19 protein-coding genes are annotated in these 21,023 nt (G+C 35.8%); 9 read left to right on the plus strand and 10 right to left on the minus strand.

The features are described 5' to 3' along the window. Positions 1 to 5 precede the first annotated feature (5 nt). On the plus strand, positions 6 to 389 hold the full coding sequence (gene mgsA / locus KHA93_RS01055) for a methylglyoxal synthase (protein ID WP_213109026.1): 384 nt from the start codon (positions 6 to 8) through the stop codon (positions 387 to 389). Positions 390 to 693: 304 nt separating this feature from the next. Continuing rightward, a complete protein-coding gene (locus tag KHA93_RS01060) occupies positions 694 to 1,200 on the plus strand; it encodes a GrpB family protein (RefSeq protein WP_213112717.1) in 507 nt (168 codons plus the stop codon). Between the two features lie 199 nt (positions 1,201 to 1,399). Here KHA93_RS01060 and KHA93_RS01065 read toward each other — a convergent pair whose 3' ends face one another. After that, the gene (locus KHA93_RS01065) at positions 1,400 to 1,549 is read right to left on the minus strand and encodes a hypothetical protein (protein ID WP_213109027.1); all 150 of its coding nucleotides are present in this window, start codon (positions 1,547 to 1,549) and stop codon (positions 1,400 to 1,402) included. Positions 1,550 to 1,844: 295 nt separating this feature from the next. On the opposite strand from KHA93_RS01065, the gene KHA93_RS01070 reads away from it, so the two are divergent. Further along, positions 1,845 to 2,177: a hypothetical protein gene (locus KHA93_RS01070; RefSeq protein ID WP_213109028.1), complete on the plus strand. Its 333-nt coding sequence runs from the start codon at positions 1,845 to 1,847 to the stop codon at positions 2,175 to 2,177. Between the two features lie 285 nt (positions 2,178 to 2,462). Here the strand turns inward: KHA93_RS01070 and KHA93_RS01075 are convergent, their stop codons facing one another. After that, the gene (locus KHA93_RS01075) at positions 2,463 to 3,311 is read right to left on the minus strand and encodes a zf-HC2 domain-containing protein (RefSeq protein WP_213109029.1); all 849 of its coding nucleotides are present in this window, start codon (positions 3,309 to 3,311) and stop codon (positions 2,463 to 2,465) included. Continuing rightward, the gene (locus KHA93_RS01080; RefSeq protein ID WP_213109030.1) at positions 3,301 to 3,783 is read right to left on the minus strand and encodes an RNA polymerase sigma factor; all 483 of its coding nucleotides are present in this window, start codon (positions 3,781 to 3,783) and stop codon (positions 3,301 to 3,303) included. Before KHA93_RS01080 ends, KHA93_RS01075 begins: the two co-directional genes overlap by 11 nt. Positions 3,784 to 4,107: 324 nt before the next feature. On the opposite strand from KHA93_RS01080, the gene KHA93_RS01085 reads away from it, so the two are divergent. Together KHA93_RS01085 and KHA93_RS01090 are read left to right on the plus strand one after the other, a co-directional pair. Beyond that, positions 4,108 to 5,841: an AAA family ATPase gene (locus tag KHA93_RS01085; protein ID WP_213109031.1), complete on the plus strand. Its 1,734-nt coding sequence runs from the start codon at positions 4,108 to 4,110 to the stop codon at positions 5,839 to 5,841. A gap of 166 nt (positions 5,842 to 6,007) precedes the next feature. Beyond that, complete coding sequence (locus KHA93_RS01090) at positions 6,008 to 7,171, plus strand: polysaccharide deacetylase family protein (protein WP_233711009.1); 1,164 nt, start codon at positions 6,008 to 6,010, stop codon at positions 7,169 to 7,171. A gap of 392 nt (positions 7,172 to 7,563) precedes the next feature. Here the strand turns inward: KHA93_RS01090 and KHA93_RS01095 are convergent, their stop codons facing one another. Continuing rightward, complete coding sequence (locus KHA93_RS01095; protein WP_213109032.1) at positions 7,564 to 8,763, minus strand: IS256 family transposase; 1,200 nt, start codon at positions 8,761 to 8,763, stop codon at positions 7,564 to 7,566. 92 nt (positions 8,764 to 8,855) lie between these two features. Next, positions 8,856 to 10,396, minus strand: a protein-coding gene (locus tag KHA93_RS23780) for an IS3 family transposase (protein ID WP_432806299.1) whose coding sequence is annotated in 2 segments (ribosomal slippage) — positions 8,856 to 9,763 and positions 9,763 to 10,396 — 1,542 coding nt in all. Because the reading frame shifts where the segments join, the coding sequence is not laid out codon by codon here. A gap of 241 nt (positions 10,397 to 10,637) precedes the next feature. On the opposite strand from KHA93_RS23780, the gene KHA93_RS01105 reads away from it, so the two are divergent. From KHA93_RS01105 to KHA93_RS01120, 4 genes are all read left to right on the plus strand, one after another. Further along, positions 10,638 to 11,612: a YncE family protein gene (locus tag KHA93_RS01105; RefSeq protein ID WP_213109033.1), complete on the plus strand. Its 975-nt coding sequence runs from the start codon at positions 10,638 to 10,640 to the stop codon at positions 11,610 to 11,612. A gap of 1 nt (position 11,613) precedes the next feature. After that, positions 11,614 to 12,288, plus strand: a complete 675-nt coding sequence (locus tag KHA93_RS01110; RefSeq protein ID WP_213109034.1) for a response regulator transcription factor — start codon at positions 11,614 to 11,616, stop codon at positions 12,286 to 12,288. Next, positions 12,285 to 13,685, plus strand: coding sequence for a sensor histidine kinase (locus tag KHA93_RS01115; RefSeq protein ID WP_213109035.1), 1,401 nt, complete (start codon positions 12,285 to 12,287; stop codon positions 13,683 to 13,685). Before KHA93_RS01110 ends, KHA93_RS01115 begins: the two co-directional genes overlap by 4 nt. Before the next feature lie 81 nt (positions 13,686 to 13,766). Beyond that, the gene (locus KHA93_RS01120) at positions 13,767 to 14,543 is read left to right on the plus strand and encodes a FixH family protein (RefSeq protein ID WP_213109036.1); all 777 of its coding nucleotides are present in this window, start codon (positions 13,767 to 13,769) and stop codon (positions 14,541 to 14,543) included. Positions 14,544 to 15,024: 481 nt separating this feature from the next. Here the strand turns inward: KHA93_RS01120 and KHA93_RS01125 are convergent, their stop codons facing one another. The 5 genes from KHA93_RS01125 to KHA93_RS01145 all read right to left on the minus strand — a co-directional run bounded on the left by KHA93_RS01125 (position 15,025) and on the right by KHA93_RS01145 (position 20,990). Next, positions 15,025 to 15,564 (minus strand): hypothetical protein, encoded by a 540-nt coding sequence (locus tag KHA93_RS01125; RefSeq protein WP_213109037.1) that lies wholly within the window; start codon positions 15,562 to 15,564, stop codon positions 15,025 to 15,027. Positions 15,565 to 16,464: 900 nt separating this feature from the next. After that, the gene (locus KHA93_RS01130) at positions 16,465 to 17,628 is read right to left on the minus strand and encodes an iron-containing alcohol dehydrogenase (RefSeq protein WP_213109038.1); all 1,164 of its coding nucleotides are present in this window, start codon (positions 17,626 to 17,628) and stop codon (positions 16,465 to 16,467) included. An 82-nt stretch (positions 17,629 to 17,710) separates the two neighbouring features. Beyond that, a complete protein-coding gene (thrB, locus tag KHA93_RS01135) occupies positions 17,711 to 18,634 on the minus strand; it encodes a homoserine kinase (RefSeq protein WP_213109039.1) in 924 nt (307 codons plus the stop codon). Then, on the minus strand, positions 18,631 to 19,692 hold the full coding sequence (gene thrC / locus KHA93_RS01140) for a threonine synthase (RefSeq protein WP_213109040.1): 1,062 nt from the start codon (positions 19,690 to 19,692) through the stop codon (positions 18,631 to 18,633). Before thrC ends, thrB begins: the two co-directional genes overlap by 4 nt. Next, positions 19,689 to 20,990: a homoserine dehydrogenase gene (locus KHA93_RS01145; protein WP_213109041.1), complete on the minus strand. Its 1,302-nt coding sequence runs from the start codon at positions 20,988 to 20,990 to the stop codon at positions 19,689 to 19,691. The genes thrC and KHA93_RS01145 overlap by 4 nt, the downstream gene beginning before the upstream one ends. Positions 20,991 to 21,023: the final 33 nt, after the last annotated feature.

The raw sequence follows: 21,023 nt of genomic DNA on the forward strand, positions 1-21,023 counted from the left end.
ATAGGATGAAAATAGCATTGATCGCACACGACAAAAAGAAGGATGACATGATACAATTTGCCACTGCTTATAAGTTAATTTTAAAAGACCATGAATTGTTTGCTACTGGTACAACTGGGTTAAGAATTATGGAAGCTACAGGTTTGGATGTTCACCGTTTTCAATCTGGTCCGCTTGGAGGAGATCAGCAAATTGGTGCTTACATCGCGCAAAATAATATGGATATGATCATCTTTTTCCGCGATCCATTAACAGCCCAGCCTCACGAGCCAGACGTTTCAGCACTTATGCGTCTATGCGATGTGTATGGCGTTCCGCTTGCGACGAATATGGGAACGGCTGAAATTTTAATTAGAGGCTTGGAGGAAGGTTTTCTCGACTGGCGTTAACCATATAATTGAAAAGAACTTTTAAAGACAAATGATTGTACTTTTTTATAGTAAGAGTTGATGATTGTCTTTAATAACACACATGAATAAACAAAAAGTACATCATTTTTAGTGATGTACTTTTTGTTTATTAGATCTCCCAACGACCTTAATTTCAACTAACACAAACGAAAATAGTTGTACTATACTACATAGAAAAAGTGGTGTAAAAACAGGAATATGCATTTTTGATGGCTTCTATTTGTAGGTATTTTCTTGAGTATACATTAAAATAATTGAAAAAAAGATGATTGAGGTGATAAAAATGTTGGGCTTACCAAAAGGAGAAGTTTTTCTTATCCCCTGGACAGATGAGTGGGAAAGAGAATTTTTACTTGAAAAGGAGAGAATACAAAATAAAATAGGTAAGTACCTGGTGAATATACACCACATAGGAAGTACATCAGTAAAACAATTAAGTGCAAAACCGATAATCGATATTGCAATTGAAATAAGAGAATTCAATGAGGGTTTGTACTGTGTCTCTTCTTTAGAAGACTTAGGATATTCATACAAAGGGATAAATGTTTTACCTGGCAGACATTATTTTAGTAAGGGTGAACCAAGAACTCACCAAATCCATATGTTTCAAAGTGGAAGCAAATATTTACACGACCAGTTGAAATTCAGAGATTATTTACGAAGAAATGATGATGCAAGAATTAAATATGAACAACTAAAACAGAAACTATCAACTTTAAACAAAAACAATAAACTCAAATATGCAGACGAAAAAACTGATTTTGTTAACTCAATATTAGAAAAAATCTAGTATGTGCTTACAATTTTCGGGAAGGGAGTTGAAAAAGGACCTCACTGAAACCTTTCGAGTGGCACCCTATTAATATACAAAAATTCGGCTTGTGAGAGAGAACAAGTTACCTTGAGTTGGAGTTCATATCAAATCAAATAGAAGTGTCAGTTTGTAAAGAGAGTGATTTTGAAGCAAAAAAACCACTTAAAGTGGTTTTTTAATCGCGCATTGCTCCTGCCTCTCGTGAGGTCATTGCGCCTTTTCCTTCGCTTACATCTTTTTGAATTTCTTGTTTTACTTTTTGTGCATTAGTTCCGGAAAATGTTGGTTTCATCATAGAGCCTTTATTTTGTTGATCCTGTTGCATACAAGGTCCTCCTCATTTTAGTATTTAATAATCTTATTTATTATTTACACAAAAACTCGGTATATTCCGAGGATTTGAAGCGAATTTCACTTAACGTAAGGAAGCTTTCATTACATAACAGGGTAACTACTGGAGCCTTTTTATTTCTTCAACGAACACATCAGCTAATGGAAGAAGATAATTAACTCCAGTATACATTTTTTTATTTTATACCATATATTTCCATCTTTGAGTAAATATGATAAAATCGAATAGATATATAAAGAGTAGGACCTTGGAGAAGGGAGATATACAAGTGAAACAAATTAGAAAAAAGATTTTACTGGGGCTAGGTATACTTGTGGCTGCATTTACACTTTTTTGGGTCTACGATTATTTGGATAATCAGAGGATAGAAAAACAGTCAGATGCCTTTATGAAAGAAAGCAGAAAGTTGATAGAGAAATATGATATTATATCGGTCCGTGTCCAGGCTTATGAGCCACAGATAAAAATCTATGTGTCTGAAAAGGAAACAAAACGTAATGAAATCAACGATACAGTGATTCAAATTGCTGAAAAGCTAGGAATGAATGATTTTGAAGTCGTGGTTAAAGCTGTAAATGAGGAACACCTAGTTTTAGATTAAAAGACTTGGTTATTTTTCTTTAACAAACAAGTGTAAAAGTTTAAAGATTAGGATTGTCCGGCGATCTTTTTATATTTTGAACGGAGCAATTTAGTTAAAGAAGTACATATAAAATGAAGAAGAAACAATATTGTTGCTAAACAAAACATAAGGTTCAAAATAAAAACAGAGTAATCTACATAATGTAGAATTAACTCTGTTATATGTCGCATATTAATAATTGGAACTTGGGGTGGTTTATTCCCAAACTAATTTATTCTTATGTTTAAAATTTGAAAAGGGCTGTTAGTCTAATATGCTTTCCACTGGTTTTGTAATGCGTTTTTGAAATAGGCAAGCCCCTAATATGAACACAGTAATGATGGCAAACACAATTGGTAACTGAAAGATTGTCCAATTAGTGGGTGCATAATGTTTAATTTGATGTGCATTTTCAACCGTTTTAAGATATGACTTCTTATATTCATATTGCACGACCCATTGATTATTAGCCATTGCTATAGTTCCTATATCATAAATATCTGGAACGATTGACTCTGAAATCTTTCCATTTTCTCCAATGACAAGTACTGCTTGTGAATAATCGATAGGAAAAGTAGTGGTTGGACCATTTTGTAAACGTGTCACATCATCTATATTTTTAGTAGAAAACACAGCTAAATGCTGCAATTGCTCACTATACTCACGGTAAACAGCTTGGAGTGCTGTTTCATCTACAATTTCTTTGCTCGATAATATTGCAAATGCCTTGTCCATAATATCCTGCTTTTGTTGTTCAACTACTTGTGCCTCTTCTCGTATATCGTTAAGATTGGACAATACGTTCAAAGCGTGTATAAAAAATCCTATCGTTATAATGAGTGCAACCCAAAAGGAAATACTAAAAAATCTCGTGAAATTTTTTTGAGCATTAAAAAAATGTGCTATTTTTTGAAATGGTTTTTTTTGTTCGAGTCTAGCTGAAATTTCTGGTTGCTCTTGAGTATCGAATTCTACACGCATTTGATGCAGAAGTTGAGAACATTCCTCGCAAGTGTCGATGTGTTGCTCTACAAATCTCGCGCTTTCCTCGCTGCATAGCTCATCTATATAAGACGGTAATAAGTCACGCACAATATAACATTCATTCTTCATTCATATTTCCCCGCTCTCTTAATTTCAATTTGGCTCGATAAAAGGTAACCCTTGCCCAATTTTCATTTTTTAGGTGTATTTCTCCAATTTCTTTAAATGTTAAGCCACCAAGTATACGAAGTAATAGTATTTCTTTATACGGATCCTCTAACAGATGAATCATCCGATAAAGTCCAATTTTATTTTCACTTTCGATGAGATTGGTTTCTACTGATGGTAAATGGTTCAGTAAATGATGTGGTTGTGGTTGTTTAACTTGTTTATCCACGTACTTATAATATGTATGCTTTGCAATTTGACAAAGCCAAACTGACATTTTGCATTCGCCATTATATGTATCAATTGAACGAACAGCCTGATAGAAAGTCTCTTGTGTTAGTTCCTCTGCAATGTCTAAATTACGACAAAGTACCATTAAATATTTAAAGACTTGTTCGGCATGTTGTTCATAGACTTCCGTTAGCTCGTCCAATGTTTTACCTCCTTTCCACCTATATATCTAAAAAAAACTAGTTTCGTTACAAAATTTTTTATATTTTTATCGCTCGCTACATTTTATCAACTTTTTTATTTGAATTTCCTAGTTTTTAATCTTTTTCTCCTTTTTGATGTGTAAATCTACGTTCTTTAAAATGTCATAAAATGTTTAATGACCATTATATTAAAATAATGTTATACTTATTGCTAGATTCTTATTTTATATGTCTAGCACAAATGGTGATTGACTAGCCAATAAGCCTTGTAGTTTTTGATTTTTAAGCAATGTGCTAGCGCTTTTCTAAAAGGAGATGGAACAGTGAAATCAAATTCAAGAATCGCATCGAAGATTGTTCCTTTAGCCATAGGTATTGCTGTTGTAGTAGCATTCACTGTGTGGGCGGTTCTGGCAATGAATAAGGGAACTGTTATTCCATTTTCAGCTATTGAAAAAACAATTCAAGCACAAAATGGTGAGCTCGTTACCCTTACAGAAATGTCAGATGGCACACTTTATATAGAAACTCCGCAAGGAAAATATGTTTCACATTTTCGTCCAAATAGCCCGTTAGTTGAACAACTTGTTAATAAATATAATATTAACTATAAGTATTCCGACGGAAGCCAGATGGGCAATTGGATCATTGGCGGAATCGTGATTTTATTGATCGCGGCTGCTATAATCGTCCAGAAAAAAAGTGGAGTCGGCATTACGAAAATGAAACACAGTACATCGAAGCCATTGCCGCTTCCATCCATTACCTTAAATAAAATTGGTGGATTACCAGAAGAAATGAAGGAAGAAATCCATCAAACACTGGAGATCATTAAGAATCCAGAAAGATCAGCAAATATAGGGATAAAAGCACCGAAAGGAATTTTATTATACGGACCACCTGGAACAGGAAAAACTTTACTTGCCCAAGCAATTGCAAATGAAATTGGAGCTAGTTTCTTTTCTGCAAGTGGTTCTGCATTCACTGAACTTTTTGTTGGGGTAGGTGCTTCACGAATTCGTGGATTATTCGAGAATGCAAGGAAACAAACTCCAGCTGTTATTTTCATCGATGAGGTGGATGCACTTGCAGGAAAAAGAAAGCAGCATGGTGGAGAAGAAGCAGAAAAAACATTGACTGAGTTACTTGTCCAGCTTGATGGCGGACATGCTAATGATGGAATTCTTTTTATTTCGGCAACGAATAGAAAAGATATGTTGGATGATGCTTTCCTTCGTCCAGGAAGAATCGACTTTACCTTCCAAGTTCCATTACCAGATACACAAGGAAGGAAAGAAATCATTAATATCCACACAAAAGGGAAGAGGTTATCTCAAGAAGTATACGCTTCTCTAAATACTCTTGCTGAAAGTACAACAGGTTTTTCTGGAGCACAAATAAGTAACTTGTTTGAATCAGCAAGTAGAAAAGCTGTTCGTGAAGGACGCGATGTTGTTGATATGGAAGACTTGGATTATGCTATTGACCGAACCATTCTCGGCAATACTTCTCGAGCTTTGAATGATCCTCAAACGAAACGCCGCGTAGCGATACATGAAGCTGGACATGCCCTAATTCAAGCTTTGACAAAACCCGGATCTGTCCGCAAGGCTACTATTATACCTCGTGGACAAGCATTAGGATATGTTGCACCAGTTCAAAAAGAACTTCATTTAACGACGACAAGTGAAATGTTGGATCAAGTTAGCATGATTCTTGCTGGCGGAGTCGCGGAACGTATTTATCTTGGAGAACATAGTATCGGCGTAAGCGGTGATGTTCAGCAAGCTAAGCAAATTTTAGAGGATATGGTCGAAACGGGTATGCTCCAAGATGGGTTTATGTTAACCTTCCATAAACAAGATAAGGATGAAAAAATGCAGGATTTGTTCCAAAAAGCGTTGGAAAAAACGGAAATCATGATTAAGGCAAATCAAACTGAATTTGACAATTTAGTTAAAAGGCTGCTTAAGAAAGAGACATTAGATGGATTCGAAGTGCAAGAAATTGTGACCGGGAAAAGCTTGTCTCGACAAGATGAACTAGTATTCAACTAATATATTATTCCCTTCATCAAAAAATTTGGAGAAGGGATTTTTTTATGCCCAAAATAAAGTGAAAATAGGTTACAATTAATCTGTAATATTTGTAACCTTTCTGTAACGATTTTTAGTGAAGTGTCGTCTATTATAATAGTAGAATCATGTCGAGGGGTTGAAGGGATTGAAGGGGTCAGAAAAGAAAAGAAGAAAATTAAACCGTTTAGGGAAAATCACTTTAGGCTCATTAATTTTATTTATTGCAGTTTTAACTTATTTTATTTGGGATAACATTGCAGAAAAAAATGCTGCTGCACGTAAGAATATACAGATTCCAACAAAAGTTGTGGAAACTGTATATCAAAAAGATAAAGAGTCTGATAGGATTGCAGGTAAATCAAATATTGTAAAGAATCCTGTCGAAAATAAAAATGCTGATCCAAAAAAAGATGAGCAAGTTGAAGAAACTAAGAGCCATGATAAAGATACAGAAAATAACAAACAAGACATGCAAAGGCACGAAGAAGAACTTGATAAACATAAGGACGAAGTAGAAAAGCATAAAGACGAACTCGATAAACATAAAGAAGATATTGAAAAACACGAACAAGACGTAGAACAACATCAAAAAGATGTAGAAAAGCAAAAAGAAGATACTAAGGAAGAGCAAAATTCCGAACAACCCGCAAAAGAAAAGCCTCCAGTTGAAAAACCTACTAAAGAACAAACAAAAGATCAGGCTCCAGTAAAAGTGGGAAAAGTTGTTTATTTGACTTTTGACGATGGTCCCCATGCTGTTTCAAAAGATATTTTAAAATTACTAAAGAAATACAATGCAAAAGCTACTTTTTTCATGTTAGAACCGAATATGAGAAATTATCCTGATGCTGTTAAATCAATGGTAAAAGAAGGCCATACAGTTGGAGTTCATGGGGTCACACATGAAGTGTCCAAAGTGTACCGTTCACCAGCAAGCTTTGTAGGTGAAATGAATAAAGCAATTGATTTTATTCAAAAAACAACAAATGTAAAAACGCATCTCATAAGAGCTCCGTATGGTTCGAAACCATACGTCACGGCTCCATTCAAAGCTGCTGCAGATAAAGAGAAAATGATTTTATGGGACTGGAATATTGATTCGACTGACTGGAAACTGACGAACGGTGCTTACGTAAACCAAGTCATTCAACAGACGAAACAATTTAATAAAAAGGAACCATTAATCGTATTAATGCATGAAAAACCCACAACCCTTGCAAATTTGGAAAAAATATTAAAATATTATAAAGACAACGGTTATGAAATGAAAGCACTGGATGAAAAGATGACCCCTGTACAGTTTAAATAATCACTAAGACGTTTCGAATGCCACGCTAAAAATCATATAGCACATAAAAAAGCGCAGGGATTTTGAACTGCCCCCAGTCAAGTAGACAGTGGAAATAATAAAAACTAATCTAAGCGGCGTTAGCTCTATATTCCAGGGATCTGCGTAAAATCTTGTGTAAGTAGTATTCTATAATCTTCGCAAGGCAAGAAATAATAGGTATGAAAAAATACAATCTGGCAAAACTATTATTGCCTTTTACCATAAAACAGGATAGGGCAATGCAGAAGTGCAACCCGAGCGATTTTATGGTTTTTACACTAAAACGGACGGACTTGATCTGTCCGTTTTTTCATCCGTTTTAGGGAAAACAAATGCGTTAAACTTCAGGGGTTTGGGGACAGAGTCCCCAATTATGATGTTTGATTTAAAATCTCAAGTTGGCTCAAGATTATATCCCAATTACGATAACGCATCTTCCATTTTTTTGTAATATTTTGAGATGCCAAATAGAGCATTTTCCTTAAGCTATCATCATTAGGGAAAATGGATTTTGTTTTGGTCACTTTTCTAAATTGACGATGTAACCCTTCTATTACATTCGTAGTATATATTATTTTCCTAATTTCGGGCGGATATGCAAAAAAGGTAGCTAAAATATCCCAATTTTCTTCCCATGATTTAACTGCAGTTGGATACTCTTTACCCCATTTTTCTTTAAATTCTTTGAGCCTTTCCATACCCGATTCTTCGTTAATTGAAGTATAGATTAGCTTTAAATCAGCGACAAATTCCTTTAAGTGTTTATAAGAAACATATTTAGTACTTGAACGTATCTGGTGAATGATACAACGTTGAATTCCAGCGAAAGGATACACGGCTTGTATGGCTTCTCTGAATCCTGTAAGCCCATCTACACAGAAAAGATTAACCGTTTTAACGCCTCTCGTTTTCAAATCGTTCAACACACCTAACCAAAACTTACTACTTTCATTTCCCCCAACCCAGATGCCTAATATTTCTTTATAACCTTCATTGTTAATACCCAATACCACATAGGCCGCCTTCGAGACAATTTGGTGATTATCCCGAATTTTATAATGAATGGCATCCATGAAAATAAAAGGATAATAGGCTTCAAGTGGACGGCTTTGCCACTCATTTACTTGTGGCATAATCTTTTCGCTAATCTTACTAACTAGCTCTGAGGAAATCTCAATATTATAGAGATCCTTGACTTGTTCCTTGATATCTCTGGTAGACATACCATGTGCGTAAAGAGAAAGAATTTTCTCTTCCAGCCCGTCCACATTTCTTTGGTATTTATCCAAAATTTGTGGCTCATACGAGCCATTTCTATCTCTAGGAACGTTTATTTCAACTTCGCCAAATTGCGTTTTTAGTTTCCGTTTTGTTGAACCATTTCGATAGTTATTAGGTCCATCACTCCGACGTTGGTGCTTTTCATAACCCAACTGCTCATCAATTTCGCATTTGAGCACTTCCTCCAAGACATTGGAAAACATCTCCTTGATCGTTTCCATAATTTGATCGGTACTAGTGAACTTTTGTTCCTTTACCATTTCTTTGATTAATTCCTTTGGTAATTTCATGACGAAAAATCCTCCTTGGCAAAATTAGTTATCCTAATTCTCGCCAAGGAGGATTGATTTGAAACCTATTTACACAACTTTTTCCGCACCGTCTATTCCAGAGGGCTAAGGCCGTTTAGTCGTTTTTGATATCTTTCATGATTATAAAAACGAATGTATTCATTTATCGCTTTAGAGAGGTCTTCAAATGTCTCGTACTTATCTAGATAATACTTCTCGCATTTGAGTGTACCCCAAAAAGATTCCATCGGTCCATTATCGATACACCTACCAACTCGTGACATACTCTGTGTCATCTCTGCTTTATCAATTCTACGTTTAAAGCCATGAGAGGTATATTGGAATCCACGATCACTATGAATAAGTGGATGATTCTCGTCCAATTGTTTTGTAGCTTGATCAAGTGTTTTAAACACAAGGTTATTATTATTGGAATGTCCTAAAACATAGCTAACAATTGAGCCATCATACAGGTCAAGAATAGCGCTTAAATAAGCTTTCTTTGATGGACCATATTTAAATTCTGTGACATCAGTTACCCATTTTTCATTGGGCTTTTCAGCTTTGAAGTCACGATTTAATACATTCTCCGCAACATGTTGGGGGATAGAACGCTTATAACGTTTCTTCTTTTTCCGTATGATGGATTGTAAACCAGCAACCCTCATCAGCCTATAATAACGTTTGTGGTTGAAGTTCTGCTCGAATTTTCGATTTATGTTCAACATCATTCTACGATAGCCATAAATGCCCCCCACTTTTTCATGGAGAGCCTTCATCTCTTTTATAATTTCATCATTCTGAAGTTCTCTTGCAGATGGTGTACGTTTAAGCCACTTATAGTAAGCAGCTCTTGAAATACCAGCGATTTTACAAAGCAAGAAAAGACTCAAATCTTCCTTCACATGAACCTCATGAATAGCGATATAAATAGTTTCAAATCGGATTCGGCTTACTTTCGCCTCCTTTCGATCTCCTCTAACTTTTTTAAGAATAAGTTCTCCGCACGTAAACGTTCATTTTCTCTTTCTAACTTTTTCATCTGAAGTTTGATTTTCTCTTCTGGCGTTAGCTCAGCTTCTTCCTTCTTTCTTCCACGTTTATCTTTAAGTGCCTCATCTCCGCCATCTTCATACTTCTTAACCCACTGATACACTTGTTGATAAGAAACTTCAAACGTCTCTGCTGTTTTTTGATAATCTTTACCGTTCCCCAAGAAATCCAGCACTATTTGTATCCGTTCATCCCAAGTAGTTTTTCTCCCTTTAGTCATAGAGATCGTCCTTCCTTTCGACGTATCCTTTAATTCTCTATGATTATTATACTTGTTAATCCATTTTCTGAGGACAGAGTTATCCGAGATATTGTACTTTCTCACAATCTCTCGAAGAGAGAATTCACCTGACTGATAATCCCGGACAGCAGCTAGTTTTAATTCTTTACTGTACTTTTTCCAAGATGATGACTCTTTAAGACCTTCGGTACCATATTTATCAAATTTATATTTCCACTCATTAATTGTGGAAATATTCACCTTATACTTGGTAGAGATTTCAGTTAATGTCCATTTTCCATCCTCGCATGCTTTTATTACTTTATACTTATACCCCGCTGTGAAAGCTCTTTTAGACACAAAAATGCCCCCTTTTTGGTAGTCAGATTTTTATTTTTTAATCTGTCTACCGTAAGGGGAGCATATCATTTTCCCTGTGCTTTTAATGTTTATGTTCAGAAACAGCCAATAAAAGCTCTAATGTAGCTAATCCTATGTATTTATCCTTAAAACTACAAACTAATTTCATAAAAATATCACAAATTTACGTTATTCTTAAAAGAGTACGAAACGGCTTCTTAAAAATCTAGGGAGAGATGAGATGAAGATATATAATTTCATTACTACTTGTACAATAGCAATAGTGATATTTTTGACAGGGTGTCAGGAAAAGAAGCAGACGCCGATTACTGACAACAAACCTTTTGTAGCGACCTTGAATGTAAGAGAAAATAGCATGGATTTTGTGGACGAAAACGGTGAAGAACTTACAAAATGGAATTTTAACAAAATGTATACTGGAGGCTTTTTACATACTGACGGAGATACATTAGTTTTATATGGCCCAGAAGCTGATGGGGTAGATTTTTACTCAGTGAAGACAGGGAAAATTGGGAGAACAATAAAGACGGGTAAAGGGATAGTGAATGGCACATATATTCGATCGATCTCGAAGATTGCTTTCGCTGATAAAAATCGAAATGAAATCCGTTTTTTTGATGGTAAGGGAAGAGAAACAAATAGCGTTAAAACGGACAATTATCCGATGGCAATGGCTGCAGATGATCAACATCTATATGTAGCCGCTTTTCAAGGAGAAAGACTATCCGTCATTAATTTGAATACAATAAAAATTACCGATGAAATTGCAATACCTTCCTCCTCTGTTGGAATGCTTCTTCGTGAAGATGAGAAAGAATTATGGATAGGGGGACATGGAGTAGGTAACAAAGCTAAATCTTTCATATCAGTGTTTTCGTTAAAAGATAGGGCATTGAAAGAGGAAATTCCTGCCCCGCTTATGCCTGTAGATTTTTATGAAAATAAACAAGGTATATACGCACTAAGCCATGGAACAAATATGTTATACCGTTTTAATCATGATAAACAACTAATCCAAAAAATAGAAGTAGGAGCAAATCCTTTTTCGATTAATTTTTTTCATGGGAAACTTATTGTAGCTGGATTTGACAGTGAAGAGCTTTACTGGATTGACCCTGATTCGTTGAAAATAGAAATGACAACTAAGGTTGGCAAGGGACCGTTCGTTATTTTTGTACGAGAGAAGGTGAAATAAGATGAATATATTAATCGTTGATGATGAAGAAGATTTGCGGAGACTTGTTGTCATGTATTTGAATAACTCTGGATTCAATACGTTTGAATCAGATGGGTATACCGGAATAGTGCGTTTATTAGATACTGAAAAGATTGATCTAATCTTACTTGATATTATGCTTCCTGATATGAATGGGTTTGAAATTTGCAAAGAAATTCGTAAAAACAGTAATGTTCCAATTATCTTTTTATCTGCAAAAGGAGAGGAATGGGATAAGGTGAAAGGATTACAACTTGGGGGAGATGACTATATTGTAAAACCTTTTTCACCTGGAGAACTTGTAGCGAGAATAGAAGCGGTTTTACGGAGATTTCATTTGCCTATAAAATCAGATTCTATATTGGAATATGGACCAATTAAATTAGATGTGGATCAAAGAAGGCTCACAGTTAATGGTGTAGACATTAATGTAACATATAAGGAATTTGAATTACTTGGATTAATGCTTAAATCTCCCAGTAAAGTGTTTATGAGAGAGACGCTGCTTGATCAAGTGTGGGGCATTGATTATCAAGGTGGATTAAGGACCGTTGATACTCATATCAAAACATTGCGCATGAAAATGGGAGATAACGCAGGAGGCATGATTCAGACAGTATGGGGATGCGGATATAAAATGGAGTTGCCAAAATGAAAATAGGATTAGCTCGGAAATTATCTTTAGTATTATTGCTTGCTTTTATCATATCCATACTATCTACTTATTTTTTTTCTATCTTTTTATACGAACGATTATATGTTCAAAATATGAAGGATGAGATGCTCGAAACTGGTACTAAGCTCGCTCAATCTTATAAGGGAGGACTAGTTTCTGAACAACTGATTAAGGAAATAAATTGGTATAACAGTAAATCAAAATTTGAAATCTTTGCGGTTAAAAATCCAAGAGAATTAAGTATGTGTTTACCTTTTGAAATGGATTATGAAGCCATCATTAATGGAGAAGAAAGGGAACAGCTTTTAAGTGGAAAAATAGTCTTTAAGAAAGGCCGCGTAGAGCGACTTAATCGGGATGTCATTTCAGCAGTAATTCCTCTATTAGATGAAAAAAAATTAGAAGGGATTATTTATATATATTACCCATTAGCAAATCTGAATGAGATGACATTTCAATATACAGTCTATTGGTTAATAGGTTCGGTTATTTTTTTACTAATTGTACTAACAATCGGAAATAAGTGGATAAAATCCCTCGTTAAACCTTTGATAGAAATGAAGACAGCAGCTCAAGAGTTTGCAGAAGGAAACTTTTCTACGAGAATTTCTCATCATGATGACGATGAAATTGGGCAGCTTGCAAACACCTTTAATGAAATGGCTGAATCTATCCAAAAAGAGGATGAACAACGTAAAGAGTTTTTAGCCAATGTATCACATGAATTACGAACACCATTAAGCCATATTAAAGGGTATATGGAAGCCATTCAAATGGGGATTGTTTCAGAAGAAGATGTCTATAAGTATCAACAAATCATTGTCCGTGAATCAATGCGAATGGAAAGGCTTGTTGATGATTTATTGGATTTAGCAAAGCTAGAATCTAAAGAGTTTTCATTGAAAACAGCTCCCATCTCTCTTGCTCAAACAGTCGAGGAGGCTGTTGAAAAAATTAAACCGAAAATGATTGAAAAAGACATAGATTTGGAATGTAAATTGGATTATGAATTGATTGTTGAAGCTGACACAGAACGTCTCGAACAAGCGTTGTTGAATATATTGGATAACGCTATCCGTTATACGAATCAAAAGGGAAAGATTTCGATAACACTTCAAAAGGAAGCTTCTGCTTCTGCATTGCTTACGATTGAAGATAGTGGAAGTGGTATTCCTAAAGAAGATTTAAAGAAAGTTACAGAGCGTTTTTATCGAGTGAACAAAGCAAGGACTAGGAAGGAAGGTGGCACAGGTCTAGGTTTGTCTATTGTGGAAAACCTAATAAAGTTGCATAATGGAACATTGCATATTGATAGCAACTTTGGTAAAGGCACAATTGTTGTTATTAGACTGCCACTAATAAATTTCAATGAATAGTAACTTTGATTTCACATCAATTACACAATATTAGTGTAAAGTTACTATATGGACGTCAAATCATATGAGGAGAGAAAAATTTTGAAAAAGCGAATTGCAATAATTTCTATTATTATGCTTGTTTTAATGCTTGCGGCGTGTAATAGCAGTAACAATAACAGTACGGACGATGAGATCCCTAAAATGCTGGAAGTCAATTTACAAGTTCAAGAGAAAGCAGATGTAAATGCAGAGGTTCCATTTACAGCAACTGTTACTCAAGGCGATGAAAAAGTAAAGGATGCAGATAAGGTAGAATTTGAAGTGTGGGAAGAAGGTAAAAAAGACGATAGTGAAATGATTGAAGCGATAAATAAGAAAGATGGCACATATGAAGCCAAAAAGACCTTTGATCATGATGGTGTATTCACTGTCCAAGTTCATGTCACTGCCCGAGGATTACATACAATGCCTAAAACATCAGTAACGGTTGGTGAGGGTGCAACAGAAGAACATGCTCACGATAATCACGAGGATGGAGATCACGACGACCACGGAAATCATGAACATGGTCATCATTCAGAAGATTTTAGTATGCACTTTATGGAACCAGATTCAATCGAAAAAGGTAAAGAGACAGAATTTGTTGTCCATTTACAAGATCATAATGAACCATTAGAACATGCTCGCGTTCGCTACGAAATTTGGAATGATGAAATATCTGATAAACATGAGTGGGTAGACGCTAGCGAAACGAAACCTGGAGAATACGCTGGAAGCCACGATTTTAGTGAGTCAGGAGTATATAAGTTTAAAATTCATGTTCAAAATGATGAAGGATTACATGAGCACGAAGAATATGAGGTAGTAGTAAAATAAGAAAAACCTGGGAATGATTCTAACGGGTTCCGTTCAGAAGTACAAACAACCTTATAACACTAAAATAAGAGCTTAAAATCGCTATGATTTTAGCTCTTATTTTTCGTTGATATATCAATGTTTTTGTTATAAAAACTCTCCTTTTTGGTAATACAATTAGCACATATTTTCCACCACTTACAATGATTGGTGTAAGGTTGTGAATACATATGTGAATTAATATACCAAACCGTATACCAATTCATATACGAATCAGATGAAAAAGGGTAAGTACCAAATTGAAGTTTATTAAAACGATGCATACGAATGTAAAACCTGTTACCTGGTTTAGCTAAACACATTACACTAGGAAAGAGATTATATATAAACGTTAAAAAACTAATTAAAAAACCATACATTATTAGCAAAAAAACCGCTTTGATAAGCCGTTTCGGTTTTAATTTCAAAGAATAAAACCAATTACTGATTTGCACCTGTCTTATTATTCTCCAATTTTATTAAGGTTCTTTTCATTCAAGTCTCCTTTGAATAAAAAGGGTACTGTCTTTCCATCGGCTAATGTTACCACCAATTGGTTTTCGAAATGTTCTATATGAAACACATCAAAATCGATTTCCATTCTCATATTATTTGAATCTTTAGAAATAGGCATTGTATATATATCTGAACCGCCAGGCCATATAATCTTATCAGACATCAACCCAACAATGCGAAAACTCTCATCCTTCTCATCCTTCTCATCCTTTAAATAAATTGATTGTCCATCTTTATTGGTAATTTGTATCTCATCACCAGTATCATTGGAAATATTGTAAGAAAAAGTTGTCATAGAATTTTGTCTTATATTTTCCCTGAAAATTTCCTTTTTCCTAGAAACTTCAAGTAATGTAATCGTTACTCCATCGCTTTCTTGAGCTGAAAAAATTCTATAAACCGTTGGATAATCGTCAGATAGACGGTTTGAATCACATCCAGTGATTGTAAGCGCTACCAAAAATACTAATAAATATAAAAACCTCAAAACGTCCCCCTCCCCTTTTGTATTCATCATTTTAATTTAATGTATTTACTTAATTCTAGAATACCATAAATTTAAAGGGATTCCTTAAAAATATATATTTTATGTGGTGTAAGTAACAATCTTTTCCTCCCCTTCTGAGGAACCTATTAATAACAGTTCTTTCGCAATAAATCGTATAAGCGATGGGAGGGACCTGTAATTTGTTTTTATATGTAAAAACGCTATGTTATCTTTGGTTCTATTTAAGGTGTTATTAACATTGTTTGTACTTTTAGAACGGAACCCGTTAGAATGATTCCTAGGTTTTTTTTATTGATATTTTGAAATCATTTTTGCTTATTACATCATCTGGTTTAGTGGCTAAGAATCGAAAATACTGTCCACTAGCCCATGTTTGCTGGCCAAGAATCGAAAATATTGTCCACTAACCCATGTTTACTAGCCAAGAATTGAAATACTGTCCACTAATCCATGTTTACTAGCCAAGAATAGAAAATACTGTCCACTAACCCATGTTTACTAGCCAAGAATAGAAATTACTGACCACTATCCATGTTTACTAGCCAAGAATAGAAAATACTGTCCACTGACCCATGTTTACTAGCCAAGAATAGAAATTACTGTCCACTAACCCATGTTTACTAGCCAAGAATAGAAAATACTGTCCACTGACCCATGTTTTCTGTCCAAGAATCGAAAAAACTGTCCACTAGCCATGTTTACTGTCCGAGAATCCGAAAATACTGTCCACTAGCCCATGTTTAGTGGCTAAGAATAGAAATTACTGTTCACTACTCCATATTTACTAGCTCAAAAAAAAATTCTTGGCCATTATCCCAAGTTTAATGGCCAAGAATTCAAAATATAGGCAGTCAATTCAATTTACTAAAGATCAACTCATTATAAAGAAGCTTCATAAATCGCATAAACATCGTCTCTGTTTAGCTTTTTAAAATTACCGAATTCTCCGTTGATCATTGCTTTGTCGGTCATGACATCCAGTTTGCTTCCATCTATGTCATAATCTGCTAATCGAGCGGGTGCACCGATACTATTCCAGAACTCGCGAAGTTTTTCAATTCCTTCTAGGCCGATTTCTTCATCTGTTTTTCCATCAGGATTAATCCCAAACACACGAACGGCAAGTTTTTTGAAACGTGATGGATTCACTTGTAGATTATGTTTCATCCAATTTGGGAAAAGGATAGCAAGTCCGCCACCATGAGGAATATCATAGACTGCTGAAACAGCATGTTCAATATTATGAGTAGCCCAATCTCCACTATAGCCCATATTTACCATTCCATTTAAGGCCATCGTTCCACAGTATAGAATTGTTTCACGGTATTCGTAATTCTCCAAATCATTTACGAGCTTTGGAGCTGTTTCCATTACGGTAAGTAAAATTGATTCACATAGACGATCTTGTAGCTCAGTTTTTTCCGCTTGATGGAAGTAATGTTCAAACACATGCGACATTATATCGACAATGCCGTAAACGGTTTGATCTCTGGGTACTGTAAATGTATTAACTGGGTCAAGAATTGAGAATTTAGGGAACGTATGAGGGCTTCCCCAACCATATTTTTCATTTGTTTCCCAGTTTGTAATTACTGAGCCAGAGTTCATTTCAGAACCGGTAGCCGCTAAAGTTAAAACAGTTCCAAACGGAAGTGCATCATTTACGATTCCGCGTTTTACTACGACATCCCATGCATCTCCATCATATTTTGCTCCTGCAGCAATTGCCTTTGTGCAGTCAATGACACTTCCACCACCGACAGCTAATATAAAATCAATACCTTCATTCTTACAAATGTCCACACCTTTTCTAACAGACGAAATACGAGGATTAGGCTCTACACCTGATAATTCAAATGTTTCAACGTCAATTTCTTTAAGAAGAGTCATGACGTCGTCATATAATCCATTTCTTTTTATACTACCGCCGCCATATACAACGAGTATTTTTTTACCGTACTTTGGCACTTCCGTTTTTAATTGCTCTAATTGACCTTTTCCAAAAATTAATCTTGTTGGATTCCAAAAAGAAAAATTATCCATTAAAGTTCATCCCCTTTCATGTATTATTATCCTTGAAATATATGTAGAAAGCAAAAATGCGAGTATATAAAAAAAGCCCAGGCTAAATGCCAAAGGCTTTGAAATTGTTAACATCGAGATTTACGCTACTTCCATCTGAATCCATTTTTAATACACTGACTTGATGGGATGAAAGCAAGTTCTGAAGTTGTGCTGCAACCTCTTGCCCTTTACCTTTAGAAGTAAAAGAAATCATTGTAGGCCCAGCACCGCTAATGACAGTCCCGAAAGCCCCCGCAATTTTCGCTTCTTCACGAATTTCCGAGTAGTTTGGAATGAGGGAAGAGCGATACGGTTCATGGAAAAGATCTTCCTCCATCATTTTTCCCGCGAGCTCGTAATTTCCGGAAACTAGAGCAGCAATCATTACATTTCCGACCGCACTTGCTTTAGCCGCCTCGTTTCGAGTAAATTGCTCGGGAAGAACTTTACGGGCATCCTCTGTTTTTAATTCAACGACTGGAATATAGACGATAAAATCTAGTTCCGCGTCAGTCTTTTTAAAAACCTCAATATCTCCATTTGGTAGTTGCGACGTAATGACTAAACCTCCGTAAAGGGAAGCAGCAACGTTATCAGGATGGCCTTCAATATCGGTTGCAATCCTTAATTTTTCTTCAATAGAAAGTGAAAGTTCACATAATTGGTTAGCTAGTTCTATCCCAGCAATAATTGCAGATGCACTGCTGCCAAGTCCTCGAGCTAATGGGATATCACTTTCCATAATGACTTTACATGGCGGTAGTGTAGAATGATATAAGTTTGCCGTCCGCTCGGCCGTTTTATAAATTAAATGCTCACTTGCATCAGGAGCAGGAGGAAGATGTACAGATTCATGTACAAATTCCCAATGCTCTGATTTTTCAACATGTAGGGTTAAGTATAGATTTAATGCTAGACCAGCAGAATCGAATCCAGGACCTAGATTCGCCGTACTTGCTGGTACAGTGATGCTGAACATACTCATGCAGTTACAACACCTTCGATATATTCTAAAACGGTATTTTCGTCGTTTGGAAGAACGACAGTCTCAATATTAATTTCTGAAATAGCCGTTTGTGGATCCTTTAGTCCGTTTCCTGTCAATACTGCGACAACTTTACTTCCTCTTGGAATATTTCCAGCTTTCAATTGTTGTAAAACTCCTGCGATGGAAGCGCAAGATGCTGGCTCTGCAAATACTCCTTCTGTTCTAGCGATAAGCTTGAAAGCTTCAAGAATTTCAGCATCTGTAACGGATTCAATCATTCCACCTGATTCATCGCGCGCAGCCTCAGCAAGATTCCAGCTTGCCGGGTTTCCGATTCTGATAGCAGTTGCGACGGTTTCAGGTTCAGCGATTGGTTCGCCTTTTACGATGGCAGCAGCTCCTTCAGCTTCAAATCCATACATTTTTGGAAGTCCTGACAGCTTAACTTCATTGTATTCTTTGAATCCTTTCCAATAAGCACTAATATTTCCAGCGTTACCTACAGGGATCGCTAGAATATCAGGTGCACCACCTAGTTGATCGCAAACCTCAAATGCAGCAGTTTTCTGACCTTCAAGACGGTATGGATTCACGGAATTAACAAGTGTTACTGCAGTTGTTTCACTAACTTTGCGAACCATATTTAAAGCTTCGTCAAAATTCCCTTCAATTTCCACTATTTCAGCACCATACATCATTGCTTGTGCAAGCTTTCCAAGTGCCACTTTACCATTTGGAATGACTATGATCGCCCTTATGCCTGCTTTTGCAGCGTATGCGGCAGCGGCAGCAGATGTATTTCCTGTGGAAGCACAAATAATCGATTTGCTTCCAGCTTCAACTGCTTTTGCAACAGCCATGACCATTCCGCGGTCTTTAAAAGATCCTGTTGGATTTGCACCTTCAATTTTTGCATAAAGTTCAATTCCAAGCTGATTGGATAAGTTTGAGAGATGTACCAATGGGGTATTTCCCTCTTGAAGCGTTAATGCCGGTGTTTCATCTGTTACAGGTAAAAATTCTTTATATTTTGCAATTAATCCCGGCCAATTCATTTTTTTGCATCTCCTTCTACACGGTAGTAGCTGATGACTTCTTCTACTACACTTAAATCTCTTAATTCCATGAGCGCTCTTTCAAAACGTTCCATGGAAACATTATGTGTAACGATAATAATTTCAGCAAGTTCATTCTTGCTAATAGGTGTTTGAAGTATTTTTTCAAAGCTAATGTCCAATTCATTAAATAGTGTAGTAATCTTTGAGAAAGCTCCGACTTGATCTTTCAAATGGAGGCGGAAATAATATTGACCAAAGCGTTGAGCGGGAGTTTTTAACACTCTTTCAAAGCGAGGCTTAATAAAGCTTTTTCCATTTACTCCTAGTCTCATGTTTTTAATGACAGCAACTACATCGGACATCACCGCAGTTGCAGTTGGAAGGCTTCCAGCACCTGGACCATAAAACATAGTTTCTCCAACTGCTTCACCATTTACGTAAATGGCATTATATTCATTTTTAACTGCAGCGAGCGGATGGCTTTTTGATAAAAAAGTAGGCTGAACATTTACTTCTAATTGTTGATTTTCCATATGGGCATACCCAATTAATTTCATGACATAGCCTAATTTTTTTCCGTAATTTAAATCTTCAACAGAAACATTGCTGATACCGGAAACTTCAACATCTTCAAGATTTACATTTGTGAAAAAGGCAAGTCTTGCTAAAATGGCCATTTTTCGGGCAGCGTCTAAACCTTCTACATCAGATGTAGGATCAGATTCTGCAAAGCCAAGGTCTTGTGCCTCTTTTAGAGCAGTTTCATAAGAAAGACCGTCTTCGTCCATCTTAGTTAAAATATAATTAGTTGTACCGTTCACAATCCCCATTAATTTTTGAATACGGTCAGAAACAAGTCCATCTGACAATCCTCTTAAGATGGGAATACCGCCGGCAACACTAGCTTCGTAAAATAAGTCGCAATTATTTTCTAATGCTTTTTGCTGTAATTCCGGCCCGTATAATGCAATCAAGTCTTTATTCGCTGTTACAACATGTTTTTTGGCTTCTAAAGCTTGAATAATATGTTCACGGGCTTCTTCAATACCACCGATAACTTCAATGACAATATCAATTTCTGGATCTTTTAAAAGTTCATTTGGATCAGTGGTGAGGTGTGTTTGCCCAATTTGGATATCTCGTTCTTTTTCTACGTCTCGAACAAGAATGCTTTTTACTTTTACTTCACAGCCAACTTGATGGACAAGTTCCTCTTGATGATTTTTAATTAGTTGAACAACTCCACTCCCAACTGTCCCCAAACCCAGCAAACCAATAGAAATGTAGTTTTTCATTTTGTCCTCACCCCTTTTGTGTCTCTTCAGAAA

The organism is Lederbergia citrisecunda (genome assembly GCF_018343695.1).
GTDB lineage: Bacteria > Bacillota > Bacilli > Bacillales > Bacillaceae_C > Lederbergia > Lederbergia citrisecunda.